Source organism: Blastococcus sp. Marseille-P5729 (genome assembly GCF_900292035.1).
Lineage (GTDB): Bacteria > Actinomycetota > Actinomycetes > Mycobacteriales > Antricoccaceae > Cumulibacter.
On record NZ_OMPO01000003.1, the window covers coordinates 358,455 to 372,589 of the forward strand.

Here is a 14,135-nt window from a genome sequence, read left to right on the forward strand (position 1 = left end):
GGTTTAGCGAGGCAGAACGTACCGCAGGTGGTTAGCCGTTCTGGACCTGGTCCTTGGCCTGCTCGGCGTGGCTCTGGACGGCGTCCTTGGACTGCTCAGCGGACTGCTTGACGTTGTCCGCCGCGGACTGCCCGTCCTGCTTGACGTGGTCGACGGCCTGTTGGGCGTCGCCCTTGACCTGGTCGACGGCCTCCTGAGCGGCCGGCTTGAGGTTCTCGCCCATCTCGCGAGCCTGCTGCTTGGCGTCCTCCATGAGCGGCTGTACCTGCTCCTTGAGGGACTCGGCCGCGCGGCGCTCCTCGCGGGAGGCCGGCAGCAGCGAACCGAGCAGCCAGCCCGCACCGAGAGCGACCAGGCCAGCCGCCATCGGGTTGCCACGGGTCTGGCGCTTGATCTGCTGCGGCATCTCCCGCGCGCTGTCGGCCATGTTCTGGGCCGACTGCTTGGCCGAGTCCATCGCCGACTCTGCCGATTGCTTGGCGGAGTCGAGCGTCGAGTTCGAGGAGCCATAGCCGTAGTCGGGGCTGCCCATGATGCTCTCCTTGATCGAGCGGACCTTCTCGCCCACGGCGCGCTTCTGACGCTCCACGATGTTGCCGGGGGCAACCGACTGGCCCAGTTCGTTGACGTTGTAGCTCAGATCTCGACGGGTCGCCTCGATCTCGCGACGGATCTGGTCGGGGTCACGTTCAGACATTGGTGTGCTCATTTCCCTTGAGTGCGTCGGGGATCCTGCTTGCCGTCTCCGCGGTCCGAGGCAACCCCTTGATCTTGTTCATCTCGCTGCGGCCCATCATGGCCATGACGACCGCGGCGATCACCCACAGCACGCCCACGATCAGGGCGGCCCAGCCGAAACTCTCGATCAGGTTCGCGATGCCCCACCAGAGGGCGATCGACAGAAAGATCAGCGCCAGGTGCCCGGCGACGCCGGCTCCGGCGAACAAGCCCGCGCCCTTACCTGCGCGGGTCGCCGACTGCTTGATCTCGGCCTTCGCGAGCTCGGTCTCCTGCCGGACCAGCGTCGAGATGTCCGCGGTGATGTTCGAGAAGATCTCGCCCACGTTGCTGATCGGCTGTCCGAGATCCTGGTGGACCTGGGTCGAGCCAGTGGCCGACGGGTGCTGGCCTGGACCGTCCTGCTGGAAGGACGGCGGCTGCTGCGCCGGTGCGCTCGCTCCATGTCTCGGTGGCGGGTAACCCTGCGCGGGGCCCCGTTGCTGTTGCGGGTCGGTCATCGGCCACCCCGATCATCGAAACGCGGGTCGGCCGGTGCCCCGCCCGTGGCGGCGCTCCACCGAGGATCCCGCGGTGCCTGGTCGGGCTGGCCGGTGAGCGGATCCAGGCCCGGCTGCTGGGCCAAGGGATGCCCGGCCTGCGGCGGGACGCCGGTCGGCGCGGTTCCTCCGTTCGGAACGGGACCGCCCGTCGGGACCCGGTATTGCGGGTCGACCGGGTCGACGGCAGTCTCCCAGCCGGCCTGCCGGGAGCGGTAATCATCCTGCCCGCCAAGCCGCTCTCCGCCGCGAAGCTGCGCACCGCCGGAGTAGGCGCGCGCGGACTGCGCGCTGTCGTCGTCCGCGGTCAGGCCGCGGGTGAGCCGGCCGGCGAGCACTCCGGCGCCGGCGGCGAGCGCCAAGAACATGGCCGGACGGCGGGCGGCAAACCGACGAACGTCGTCCAGGACCTCGCCCGGCTGGCGGTTCTCCAGCCAGCTGGCGACGTCGCCGGCCTTGTCGGCGGCCTGCTGGGCCAGGTCGTTCATCGGCCCGTTCTCGTCGTTGGAGCGGACCATTGTCTGCAGCTCGCTGGCGAGATTGCGAATGTTGCCGGCCAGGCGCTGCTGCTGAGAGCCGGCCTGATCGCCGAGTTCGGTCCTGGCCTGGTCCATCAGCTGACGGGCTTGTGCCTGTGCGCTGCTGGCAACCTGCCTGACCTCCTCCTTGGCGGTCTCTGCTACCTGCTGGCCCTCGCGCTTGGCGTCCTGAGCGACCGAGGCCGCCTCGTCCTTCGCGTGACTGGCGACCTCGCGGCCCTGCTGCTTGGCCTCGTCGGTCTTGGAGCCGTCAGTAGTGGGGTCGGTACCGCGTGGCTGCGGCGACTGGAACTGGGATCCCTGTGTCATCTTCTCTCCTCGGGGTGGCGCAAACGGACATTGCTCGCCCGTGGTCGTGACAGGGTCCTACCCATCGGTTGGCCGTCGGTAACCATTCGCTCTTCCCGCCTCACACCCGCCCTACATTGCGCTGATCGCACCGCCGTCCTCCCGGGACAACGGGTACGCGCCGGGGGAGTTCGGGGGCCGTAGGTGGCTCGCGTCGGGACTGAGACGTATGTCCCGGTTTCTGCTGCATTCACCGGCGCCCTGTAAACTTTCCTACGCTCTGGCCGACGCCGTCCAGACGCTTCGACCTTGTACCTCTCGGACGAACAGGACGGTGACCTTTCATGTCGCACGCCAGTTTCTCTGCGCTCCCGGCCAGCCAGGGCCTCTACCGTCGCGAGCACGAGCACGACGCCTGCGGTGTGGCCATGGTGGCCACGATGCGCGGCCATGGCGGCCACGACATCGTGCAGCACGCCCTGACGGCGCTGCGCAACCTCGATCATCGCGGCGCCACCGGCGCAGATCCGCTCGTCGGCGACGGCGCCGGCATCCTCATGCAGATTCCCGACGCCTTCCTGCGTCAGGTCGCGGACTTCGACCTGCCCGCCGTCGAGTCGTACGCCGTCGGCATGGCCTTCCTGCCGATGGAGGAGGAGGCTCGCCGGACGGCGGTCGCCGACATCGAGCGGATCGCGCACGAGGAACACCTGAAGGTGCTCGGCTGGCGTGACGTGCCGGTCGCTGCCGACATCGTCGGGCAGGTCGCCCGCGACTGCATGCCGCACTTCGCGCAGCTGTTCGTCACCAGCGGATTCGGCAAGGCGACCGGGATCGGCCTGGACCGGCTCGCCTACGGGCTGCGCAAGCGCGCCGAGCACGAGGCCGAGGTCTACTTCGCCTCGCTGTCTGCCCGCACCCTCGTCTACAAGGGCATGCTGACCACGAGCCAGCTCGAGCCGTTCTTCCCGGACCTCTCCGACGCCCGCATGCGGACCTCGCTGGCACTGGTGCACTCGCGATTCTCGACCAACACCTTCCCGTCGTGGCCGCTGGCGCACCCCTTCCGGATGATCGCGCACAACGGCGAGATCAACACCGTGAAGGGCAACCGCAACTGGATGCGCGCGCGTGAGTCGCAGCTCACCTCCGACATCATCCCCGGTGACATCAAGCGGCTGTTCCCGATCTGCTCGCCCGACGCCTCCGACTCGGCCACCTTCGACGAGGTCCTCGAGCTGCTGCACCTAGGCGGGCGTTCGCTGCCGCACGCGGTGCTGATGATGATCCCCGAGGCGTGGCAGAACCACGAGACGATGGACCCGGCCCGCCGCGCGTTCTACGAGTACCACTCGATGTTCATGGAGCCGTGGGACGGACCGGCCTGCGTCACCTTCACCGACGGCACCGTCGTGGGCGCCGTCCTCGACCGCAACGGCCTGCGCCCGGGGCGCTACAGCGTCACCGACGACGGGCTGGTCGTGCTGGCCTCCGAGTCCGGCGTGCTCGACCTCGAGCCGGGGCGCGTCGTCCGCACCGGCCGCCTGCAGCCGGGCCGAATGTTCCTGGTCGACACCGAGCACGGCCGCATCATCGAGGACGACGAGATCAAGGCCGGCCTGGCCGCCGCGCAGCCCTATCAGGAGTGGCTCGACGAGGGCGTCGTCCGCCTGGAGGACCTGCCCGAGCGTGAGCACATCGTGCACACCGCCTCCTCGGTCGCCCGCCGCCAGCAGACCTTCGGCTACACCCACGAGGAGCTGCGGATCATCCTCAAGCCGATGGCCCGCACCGGCGGCGAGGCGCTCGGGTCGATGGGTACCGACACCCCGATCGCAGTGCTCTCGAAGCGCCCGCGGCTGCTGTTCGACTACTTCACCCAGCTGTTCGCGCAGGTCACCAACCCGCCGCTGGACGCCATCCGCGAGGAGCTGGTCACCTCGCTCGGCACGTCGATCGGCCCGGAGTGCAACCTGCTGTCGGTGTCGGCGGCGCACGCTCGTCAGCTGGCGCTGAAGTTCCCGGTGCTCGACAACGACGAGCTGGCCAAGATCGTGCACATCAACGCGGACGGCGACCAGCCCGGTTACGCCACCCACGTCGTCCGCGGCCTCTACGACCACCTGCAGGGCGGCCAGGGCATCGCCGACCGGCTTCAGGAGATCTTCGAGGAGGTCTCCGAGGCGATTCGCAAGGGTGCCCGCTTCATCGTGCTGTCCGACCGCGACTCCGGCCGTGACTACGCGCCGATCCCGTCGCTGCTGCTCACCGCCGCCGTCCATCACCACCTCATCCGGGAGAAGACCCGCACCCGCGTCGGCCTGATCGTGGAGGCCGGCGACGTCCGCGAGGTGCACCACGTCGCGCTGCTGGTGGGCTACGGCGCCGCCGCCGTCAACCCCTACCTGGCGATGGAGTCGGTCGAGGACCTCTGCCGACGCGGGCTCCTGGAGGGCGTCGAGCCCGAGCAGGCGGTCAAGAACCTCATCAAGGCGCTCGGCAAGGGCGTGCTGAAGGTGATGAGCAAGATGGGCATCTCGACCGTGCCGTCGTACTGCGGCGCGCAGGTGTTCGAGGCGATCGGCCTGAGCCAGGAGCTCATCGACACCTACTTCACCGGGACCACCAGCCAGCTCGGCGGCATCGGCCTCGACGTCATCGCGAAGGAGGCCGCCGACCGGCACGCCGTGGCCTACCCACCGGAGGGCGTGGAGATCCCCGACCGCCCCCTGTGGACCGGCGGCGAGTACCAGTGGCGTCGGGACGGCGAGCCGCACCTGTTCAACCCGGAGACAGTCTTCCGGCTGCAGCACTCCACCCGCCAGAAGCGCTACGACATCTTCAAGCAGTACACGACTGCCGTGGACGACCAGGCGCAGCAGCTGATGACGCTGCGCGGATTGTTCGAGTTCGCCGGTGCCGACGTCACCGGCCGCGAGCCGATCTCGATCGACGAGGTCGAGCCGGTGAGCGAGATCGTGAGGCGGTTCTCGACCGGCGCGATGTCCTACGGCTCGATCTCGAAGGAGGCGCACGAGACCCTCGCGATCGCGATGAACCGGCTCGGCGCGAAGTCGAACACCGGTGAGGGCGGCGAGGACGCCGACCGGTTGGTCGATCCCACCCGACGGTCGGCGATCAAGCAGGTCGCCTCGGGTCGCTTCGGCGTCACCAGCCACTACCTGACCGAGGCCGACGACATCCAGATCAAGATGGCGCAGGGCGCCAAGCCCGGCGAGGGTGGCCAGCTTCCCGGTCAGAAGGTCTACCCGTGGGTGGCCAAGACCCGGCACTCCACGCCCGGCGTCGGCCTGATCTCGCCGCCGCCGCACCACGACATCTACTCGATCGAGGATCTCGCACAGCTGATCCACGACCTGAAGAACGCCAACCCAAGCGCCCGGATCCACGTCAAGCTGGTCTCCGAGATCGGCGTCGGCACAGTCGCGGCGGGCGTGTCGAAGGCGCACGCGGACGTCGTGCTGATCTCCGGCCATGACGGCGGGACCGGTGCCTCGCCGCTAACCTCGCTGAAGCACGCGGGCGCGCCGTGGGAGCTCGGCCTGGCCGAGACCCAGCAGACGCTGAAGCTCAACGGGCTGCGCGACCGCATCGTCGTCCAGACCGACGGTCAGATGAAGACCGGCCGGGACGTCGTGATCGCCGCGCTGCTTGGGGCCGAGGAGTTCGGCTTCTCGACCGCGCCGCTGATCGTTTCGGGCTGTGTGATGATGCGCGTGTGCCATCTCGACACCTGCCCGGTCGGCGTCGCCACCCAGAACCCCGACCTGCGGGCCAGGTTCAGCGGTAAGCCCGAGTTCGTCGAGACCTTCTTCGAGTACATCGCCGAGGAGGTCCGTGAGCACCTGGCCGCCCTCGGCTTCCGCTCGATCCAGGAGGCCATCGGCCACGTCGAGAGCCTGAAGGTCGACAAGGCGATCGAGCACTGGAAGGCCTCGGGCATGGACCTGAGCCCGATCCTCGCCGCGGTCGAGGACCCGACCGGCGGTACGCCGTACTGCTCGGGCGTGCAGGACCACGGTCTCGACAAGGCGCTCGACCAGCAGTTGATCGCGCTCGCTCGCCCCGCGATCGACAACGGCGAGCAGGTGCGTGAGCAGGTCGCGATCCGCAACGTGAACCGGACCGTCGGCACGATGCTCGGCCACGAGGTCACCAAGGCACACCCGAGCGGCCTGCCGGACGGCGCGATCGAGCTGACCCTGACCGGCTCGGCGGGCCAGTCCTTCGGCGCGTTCGTGCCCGCGGGAGTCACCCTCGTGCTGCAGGGCGACGCCAACGACTACGTCGGCAAGGGACTGTCCGGTGGGCGACTCGTCGTCCGACCGGACCAGCGTGCCCCGCTGATCGCCGAGGAGAACGTGATCGCCGGCAACGTCATCGGCTATGGCGCGACCAGCGGCGAGATCTTCCTACGCGGCAAGGTCGGCGAGCGCTTCTGCGTCCGCAACTCCGGCGTCACCGCCGTCGTCGAGGGCGTGGGCGACCACGGCTGCGAGTACATGACCGGTGGCACGGTGCTGATCCTGGGCCAGACCGGCCGCAACTTCGCCGCCGGCATGTCCGGTGGCGTGGCCTACGTGCTCGACCTTGACGAGCGGCTGGTGAACACTGAGCTGGTCGACGTCATCGACCTGCGGCCCGGCGACATGGAGGTCGTTCGGCAGCTGCTGGAGGACCACGTGCGGTGGACCGGCTCGAGCGTGGCCAAGAAGCTCGCCGCCGACTGGGACGCGGCGCGCTCACGCATCAAGGTCGTGCTCCCGCGCGACTACCAGCGAGTCCTCGACGTCCGTGAAGAGGCCATCGCAGAGGGACTCGACCCCGACGGCACCGAGGTGTGGGGCCGCATCATGGAGGTTTTCAATGGCTGATCCACAGGGTTTCCTGAAGCATCGCGAGCGCGAGCTGCCCAAGCGGCGCCCGGTCGACGTACGCATCCAGGACTGGAAGGAGGTCTACGAACCGCAGGACCCCGACCAGCTCAAGAGGCAGGCCTCGCGCTGCATGGACTGCGGTATCCCGTTCTGCCACTCCGGCTGCCCGCTGGGCAACCTGATCCCGGAATGGAACACCTTCGCCTGGCGCGGAGACAAGAAGTCCGGCATCGACCGGCTGCACGCGACCAACAACTTCCCGGAGTTCACCGGCCGGCTGTGCCCGGCTCCCTGCGAGACCGCCTGCGTGCTGGGCATCAACCAGCCCGCGGTCACCATCAAGCAGATCGAGGAGCAGACGGCCGAGAACGCGTTCGCGGCCGGCCTGGTGCCGCCGCTGCCGCCGGAGCGGCTGACCGGCAAGACCGTCGCCGTGGTCGGCTCAGGCCCTGCAGGTCTCGCCGTCGCGCAGCAGCTGACCCGCGCCGGGCACACCGTCGCCGTCTACGAGCGCGACGACAAGCCTGGTGGCCTGATGCGGTACGGCATCCCGGAGTTCAAGATGGAGAAGGCGATCCTCGATCGCCGGATCGACCAGATGAAGGCCGAGGGCACCCGCTTCCGCACGTCGGTCGAGGTCGGCAAGGACATCACCGGCAAGGAGCTGCGGGACCGGTACGACGCCGTCGTCATCGCCACGGGCGCGACCGTACGTCGTGACCTGCCGGTACCGGGCCGCGAGCTGACCGGCATCTACCAGGCGATGGATTACCTGCCGCAGGCCAACCGTGCCGCCCTGGGCGAAGAGGTCGCGGACCAGATCCTGGCGACCGGCAAGGACGTCATCGTGATCGGCGGCGGCGACACCGGCGCCGACTGCATCGGCACCGCCCTGCGTCAGGGAGCGAAGTCGGTCACCTCGCTGGAGATCATGCCCAAGCCGGGGGAGGACCGTCCCGAGCACCAGCCGTGGCCGACCTACCCGATGATCTTCCGCATCGCCTCGGCGCACGAGGAAGGCGGCGAGCGGCTGTACGCGCTCTCCACCAAGGAGATCCTCGGTGACGAGGACGGCAACGTCCGCGCGCTGAAGGTCGCCGAGGTCGAGATGAAGGATGGCGCCTTCGAGGAGGTCCCCGGTTCCGAGCGCGAGATCCCCGCGCAGGCGGTGTTCCTGGCGATGGGCTTCCTCGGTCCTGAGTCAGAAGGGTTCATCGACCAGCTCGGCGTCCCGCTCGACGAGCGCACCAACGTCGTCCGCGACAACGACTACCAGACCAGCGTCCCAGGCGTCTTCGCGTGCGGTGACGCGGGCCGCGGCCAGTCACTGATCGTGTGGGCGATCGCCGAAGGCCGGGCGTGCGCCAAGGGCGTCGACGAGTTCCTGATGCGCGCCCCCTCGCAGCTACCGCGCCCGGTCAACCCCACCGACCGCCCCTTGGTGGTCTAGCGACGTTGTAGTGACGTTCTGCGGTGCGTCAGCCGGGGATAACCGCGCCCCGCCTTTACCCCGCACGAGGGGGAGTCGATCACCACCGGTCGTCCTCGCTCGTGCGGCTGGGGTTTCAAAGGGTGGCGAGGAGGTCGCCGAGGCCGTGGGCGGCGCGGCCGGGCATCCGGCCCGACGTCCGCACCCGCGGATGCCGCGGGGTAGCCACGGTCCCGCCGGCAGCCCGGATCGCCTCGATGAGATGGTGCTCCTCGCCGTGCGCTACGGAGGGGAAGCCTCCGGCGGCCAGATAGGCGTCGAGCCGGACGGCGAGGTTGGCGGCGTACACATGCCGGTGCCCGCCGTCATCGGTCAGCCCCGCCTCGACGATGTGGTCGTACGCCGCACGCTGCTGCGCGTTGGCGCTCCAGTCGACCAGGTCGGTCATCCCGGCCACTGCGACGGCGTCCTCCCGGGCAGCGGCCTGCAGCATCTGGCTGATCCACTGCGGCGGGACGATCGAATCTGCGTCGGTCGAGAGCAGCCAGGTCGTCGGAGCGTGCATTCCCGGGGTGAGCATGGCGTTGATCAGTCGCCGCCGTACGCCGCCGACCGTCCGCGAGCGCTTGTCGCGCAGCACGGTCACATCGACGCCGTCGGCCGAGGCCAGCCTCGCGCCGGCGACCGCGAAGGTGTCGTCCGTGCAGCGATGCGCTGATACGCCTATCGAGATGTCGAACGGGCACTGCGAACGCAAGTCGTCCACGGCCTGTACCGCGGCCTCCAGCGCGCGCCCCAGCAGGAGCTGCTCGTTATGCGCCGGGATCGCCACCAGAACTCGTGGACGCATGCGGGGTGGTGTCATCGAGCCTCCCGGTCGACGGGATGGTGACCGGAGTTGGCTGTCGAGGTCGTCTCGGATTCTACCCGTGAGCGCCGACATTCAATCACGCCGCGGTTTAGCGGTAGCCGGGAGCGGGCACGCCAGTAGCCGACGGGCCTGCCGATGATCCGGCCTGCCCGCCGCCACCCGCGCCAGCTGGTGGTGCATCCCGCAGAGCAGGAGACTTCCATGACCGACTCCAAGAAGTCCGCCAAGCCCGCCGCCGCGAAGTCTGCGAAGCCGGCAAAGTCCGACTCGAAGGCCACCAAACCGGCCGGCGAGAAGGCGCGCAAGCAGAACAAGAGCAAGAAGGGCCAGCCCGGCGTCCCCACCCCTGCGCCCGCCGAGACCCTCCCCGCGCAGGGGGCTTCGGACAGCGAGATCAGCATCGACCAGGTTCGCGGGCACGGCGACGAGACGCGCCAGCAGACCACCCAGCGCGAGCACACGATGACCACCGCGCAGGGCATCCCGATGGCCGACGACCAGAACTCGCAGCGGATCGGTGAACGCGGACCCGTTCTGTTGCAGGACTTCGCGCTGCGCGACAAGCTGTTTCACTTCGACCACGAGCGGATCCCCGAGCGCGTCGTGCACGCTCGCGGGTACGGCGCGCGCGGCTATTTCGAGGCCTACGAGTCGCTGTCGGACATCACGATGGCCGATCCCTTCCAGGAGGCCGGACGACGCACCGAGGCTTTCGCACGGTTCTCCACGGTGGCAGGCAATCTGGGCTCACCCGACCTGCCGCGCGACATCCGCGGATTCGCCGTCAAGCTCTACACGCAACAGGGCAACTGGGACATCGTGGGCAACAACGCCCCGGTCTTCTTCGTGCAGGATGCGATGAAGTTCCCCGACCTCGTGCACTCGGTGAAGGAGGAGCCGGACCGCGGCTGGCCGCAGGCGGCGTCCGCGCACGACACCTTCTGGGACTTCATCTCGCTCACCCCGGAATCGACCCACACGGTCTTCTGGCTGATGAGCGACCGGGCGATCCCGCGCAGCTTCCGGATGATGGAGGGCTTCGGCGTCCACCCCTTCCGGTTCATCAACGAGGCCGGCAAGTCGAGCTTCGTGAAGTTCCACTGGAAGCCGGTGCTGGGTATGCAGTCGGTGGTGTGGAACGAGGCGGTCAAGATCAACGGCGCCGACAGCGACTTCCACCGCCGCGACCTCTACAACTCCATCGACGCCGGTGATCCGGCCGAGTGGGAGCTGGGCATCCAGGTCTTCGACGAGGAGTTCGCCGACAGCTTCGAGTTCGACATCCTCGACCCGACCAAGATCATCCCCGAGGAGCAGGTGCCGGTGCGGATCGTCGGCAAGCTCGTGCTTGACCAGGTGGTCGACAACGTCTTCGCCGAGATCGAGCAGGTCGCCTTCTGCACCCAAAACATCGTTCCGGGAATCGACTTCACCAACGACCCGCTGCTGCAGGGACGCAACTTCTCCTACCTCGACACGCAGCTCAAGCGGCTCGGAAGCCCGAACTTCACGCACATCCCGGTCAACGCGCCGCGCTGTCCGGTGATGAACTTCCAGCGCGACGGCCACATGACGACCACGCGCCCGTCCGGTCGCGCGTTCTACGAGCCGAACACCCTGGGCAGTGGCGAGAACCCGCGGGAGAATCCTGAGATCGGGTTCACGCCGTACGCGGCCCAGGAGAGCGGGGAGATTCGCGCGCTGCGGGCGGAGTCCTTCGCCGACCACTACAGCCAGGCGCTGCAGTTCTACAACAGCCAGACCGAGGTCGAGCAGGAGCACATCATCGATGCGTTCGTGTTCGAGCTGAGCAAGGTCGAGACTCCGGAGATCCGGGAGCGGATGCTGGCAAACCTCCGCAACGTCGGCGATGTGGGCGAGAAGGTCGCCGAGAAGCTGGGCATGGACCTCCCCGAGAAGGCGGCGGCCAAGGTCCCGACTCGCACCGACCTACCGCAGTCCGACGCCTTGAGCATCCTCAAGAGCGCGAAGGACACCATCCAGGGCCGCAAGGTCGGCGCGCTGATCAACGACGGCACGGACGCCGCACTGCTCACGTCGCTCACCGACGCCGTCGAGAAGGCCGGCGCGATGGTCGAGCTGGTCGGCCCCAAGGTCGGCGGCGTGAAGCTGTCGACCGGCGACAAGCAACCCCTCGACCAGCTCGTGGACGGCGGGCCGTCGGTGCTGTACGACGCGGTGGCGCTGGTGCTCTCCGAGGACGGCGCGGCCGACCTGGTCAAGAACCCGGCGGCGAAGGACTTCGTCAACGACGCTTTCAACCACTACAAGGTGATCGCAGCGACGGACGGCGCACGGCCCCTCATCGACATCCTCGGTGACACGTCCTCCGACGACGGCGTCCTCGCGCTGCAGAACAGCTCGGTGAGTGAGTTCCTCGACAAGTGGGCAGCCGGCCGCGTGTGGGGCCGCCCGATCGGCTGAGTACGAGGCACGATCGGGTGGTGATCAGGAAGATAACTCCCGACGGCCACGCGGACGCGGTGTGGCGGCCGACCCTCGACGGGTTGCCGCGCACCGCGTTCGCGTGCCTCATGCGCGAGATCGCCGGCGCAGCGGCGTCCCCGCGGCTGCTGGTGGTCAGCGCCCACCCGGACGACGAGACCCTTGGCGGAGGCCGGCTCATCGCCGACTGGGTTGCGGCCGGTGGTGAGGTCGGTGCCGTGATCGCGACGGACGGAGAAGCCTGCTTCGACGTGGTCGGTCACGACTACCGAGGCATCGCTGACATCAGGGCGCGGGAGTGGGGAGCCGCGCTCGAGATCCTGGGGGCGCAGCCACTGGCCGCGCTTGGCCTGCCGGACGGCGGCCTGGCCGAGCACGAGCGGGACCTCGCCGCCGAGGTGGCCGGAGTGGTGGCTGACTTCCGGCCCGACGTCATCGCGGGGACCATCGCGGCGGATCCGCATCCGGACCATCAGGTCGTGGGCCGTGTCGTGGAGGCCGTCGCACGGGAACAGCGGCTGCCCCGCCTAGGCTGGCCGGTCTGGCTGACCTATTTCGCCGACCCGCCAGGGCCTTGCGGTCTCGAGGTCGTGGAGTGCTCTGCCGACGCTGAGCAGGCACGGCAGCGGGCATGGGAGTGTTTCGACAGTCAGCGCTCGCCGGTCGCGGACGACCTGACCGCTGTGGTGCCGCCGCAGATGGTCGAGCTGCTGAGCGAACAGCTCGTCGTGCGAGGGGCATCGACGTGACATCGCCGGATTTCGATCGCATGTATCTCGAAGAAGGCGATCCGTGGAAGGTCGGATCGAGCTGGTACGAGCAACGCAAGATCGCCGTTGCTCTCGCATGCCTTGCGGATCCGAGCTACGACCGAGTGCTGGATCCGGCGTGTGGCACGGGCCATCTGGCTCGGGCAGTGGCTGAGCGAAGCGGCGTGGTCGTTGCGAAGGATGCCTCCGCGCCGGCGGTCGAGATCGCACGCCGGGTCTGCGAGTCCGTCGAGAACGTCAATATTGATGTCGCCGCGTTGCCTTACGCGTTTGGAGAAACCGCAGGGCCGTTCGACCTGATCGTGCTCTCGGAGTTCCTCTACTACCTCGACAATGACGCCCGGGCGCGCTCGATCGACAGCGTGCTCGAACGCGCCGCGGACCGCGCCGAGGTCATCGCCGTCCACTGGCGCGACTCACCCGAGGACGGCACCGCTAGCGGCGAGGATGTGCACGCCGAACTGCGCAACTACTTCAAGGCAAAGGGATTTCGACATCAGGTGGCGCACTTCGACGAGGAGTTCGTGATCGACGATTTCACCCGCGGCCACGACCAGCACATCGAATAGTCTCTGCCCCGTCACGTCCTCAGGTAGGTGATCAGATCAGGAGGGCGTGGCCGAGGGTGATCTGGTCGCGCTCGGCGTGGTGCTGACGCACGTACACGCGTATGTCGTCCACCAGTCGCGCGTAGTGCTCGTCCGAGGTCAGCGGGGCCGGTCCCATCGAATGATCCGCATGTCGCAGCACCGTCTCGACGGTCTGCGCGCAGACGTCACGCACTCGAACGGCGCACGGCCACTCAGAGCCCGTAGGCACCGCGCCCGCCGCGACATCCGCCGCCACCTCCCGCAGCACCGCGCGGGCCGCGGCCAGCGCACTGTCACACGCACCGAGGTGCATCAACGCGATCTCGTCAGGGGTGCGACGTTGTGCGGCCCGCAGCATCTGCTGCGCGATACCGACCGCAGCGCCATACCAGATCGCGGCCACACCGACGCCGCCCCAGGCGAACCCGGGCCGCGACAGGTACCACTGCGGCTCACCGATCGGGATGGCTTCGACGCTGTCCATGCGTACCGGGCCGGAGGGGATCAGCGAGAGGCCGCTAGCGACCCACGGAGTGTCTTCGGGCCGGACGCCGTCCTGGCGCATGTTGACCAGGAACAGACCGCGACGCTCGTCGTCCACCCACGCGGTCATCAGCGCGTGCGTCACGTCGCCGGCCAACGAGCACCACGGCTTGACGCCGTCGAGCCTCCACCGATCTCCCGACAGGGTGGCGCTTAGCCGACCGGCGGGTCCTTCGGCCGCATACACGCCCAGGGTAGCGCCGACCGGTGCGTCGATCCCGGCTTGCCCGAGGATGCCGACGGCATCGAGGTGCGGTTCGATCGCGCGGGTCGCCGTCAGATCGACCGAGGCGCACCGCGCGAGCGCATCCCACAGCACGAGGGTGTCCGCCGAGCCAGGGGCGGGCAGGGTTTCGCCGAGCTCGTGAGCGAGCGCCAGGGCACCGGTAATGTCGCGGCGGACGGCGTCCACGCGCTCACGTATGCCGTCGTCCCCCGCGGGATCCAGCCACCAGGTGTGCATG

The 14,135-nt window shown here is 68.6% G+C and carries 10 protein-coding genes; 5 read left to right on the plus strand and 5 right to left on the minus strand.

Annotated elements, in window-relative coordinates:
• Positions 1 to 31: 31 nt before the first annotated feature.
• The 3 genes from DAA40_RS14560 to DAA40_RS14570 are packed head-to-tail and all read right to left on the minus strand — an operon-like array spanning position 32 to position 2,125.
• Positions 32 to 697 (minus strand): DUF3618 domain-containing protein, encoded by a 666-nt coding sequence (locus DAA40_RS14560; protein ID WP_106850454.1) that lies wholly within the window; start codon positions 695 to 697, stop codon positions 32 to 34.
• A complete protein-coding gene (locus DAA40_RS14565) occupies positions 690 to 1,238 on the minus strand; it encodes a phage holin family protein (protein WP_106850455.1) in 549 nt (182 codons plus the stop codon). Before DAA40_RS14565 ends, DAA40_RS14560 begins: the two co-directional genes overlap by 8 nt.
• Positions 1,235 to 2,125 (minus strand): hypothetical protein, encoded by an 891-nt coding sequence (locus DAA40_RS14570; protein WP_106850456.1) that lies wholly within the window; start codon positions 2,123 to 2,125, stop codon positions 1,235 to 1,237. The genes DAA40_RS14565 and DAA40_RS14570 overlap by 4 nt, the downstream gene beginning before the upstream one ends.
• A gap of 323 nt (positions 2,126 to 2,448) precedes the next feature.
• Between DAA40_RS14570 and gltB the strand changes: the two genes are divergently transcribed.
• Both gltB and DAA40_RS14580 read left to right on the plus strand, forming a co-directional pair.
• On the plus strand, positions 2,449 to 6,999 hold the full coding sequence (gltB, locus tag DAA40_RS14575) for a glutamate synthase large subunit (protein ID WP_106850457.1): 4,551 nt from the start codon (positions 2,449 to 2,451) through the stop codon (positions 6,997 to 6,999).
• The gene (locus DAA40_RS14580; protein ID WP_106850458.1) at positions 6,992 to 8,452 is read left to right on the plus strand and encodes a glutamate synthase subunit beta; all 1,461 of its coding nucleotides are present in this window, start codon (positions 6,992 to 6,994) and stop codon (positions 8,450 to 8,452) included. The genes gltB and DAA40_RS14580 overlap by 8 nt, the downstream gene beginning before the upstream one ends.
• A gap of 115 nt (positions 8,453 to 8,567) precedes the next feature.
• On the opposite strand, the gene DAA40_RS14585 is transcribed toward DAA40_RS14580, so the two are convergent.
• Positions 8,568 to 9,296, minus strand: a complete 729-nt coding sequence (locus DAA40_RS14585; protein WP_158716461.1) for a glycosyltransferase family 2 protein — start codon at positions 9,294 to 9,296, stop codon at positions 8,568 to 8,570.
• Between the two features lie 207 nt (positions 9,297 to 9,503).
• Between DAA40_RS14585 and DAA40_RS14590 the strand changes: the two genes are divergently transcribed.
• Genes DAA40_RS14590 through DAA40_RS14600 form a run of 3 tightly spaced genes read left to right on the plus strand, consistent with a single transcriptional unit; the run spans position 9,504 to position 13,107 of the window.
• Positions 9,504 to 11,747: a catalase gene (locus tag DAA40_RS14590; RefSeq protein ID WP_106850460.1), complete on the plus strand. Its 2,244-nt coding sequence runs from the start codon at positions 9,504 to 9,506 to the stop codon at positions 11,745 to 11,747.
• Positions 11,748 to 11,767: 20 nt separating this feature from the next.
• Positions 11,768 to 12,517 (plus strand): PIG-L deacetylase family protein, encoded by a 750-nt coding sequence (locus tag DAA40_RS14595; RefSeq protein ID WP_106850461.1) that lies wholly within the window; start codon positions 11,768 to 11,770, stop codon positions 12,515 to 12,517.
• Between the two features lie 20 nt (positions 12,518 to 12,537).
• Positions 12,538 to 13,107 carry a class I SAM-dependent methyltransferase gene (locus DAA40_RS14600; protein ID WP_158716462.1) on the plus strand — a complete coding sequence of 190 codons (570 nt, stop codon included), beginning with the start codon at positions 12,538 to 12,540 and terminating at the stop codon, positions 13,105 to 13,107.
• A gap of 31 nt (positions 13,108 to 13,138) precedes the next feature.
• Here the strand turns inward: DAA40_RS14600 and DAA40_RS14605 are convergent, their stop codons facing one another.
• Positions 13,139 to 14,134, minus strand: coding sequence for an acyl-CoA dehydrogenase family protein (locus DAA40_RS14605; RefSeq protein ID WP_106850463.1), 996 nt, complete (start codon positions 14,132 to 14,134; stop codon positions 13,139 to 13,141).
• Between the last annotated feature and the right edge of the window lies 1 nt (position 14,135).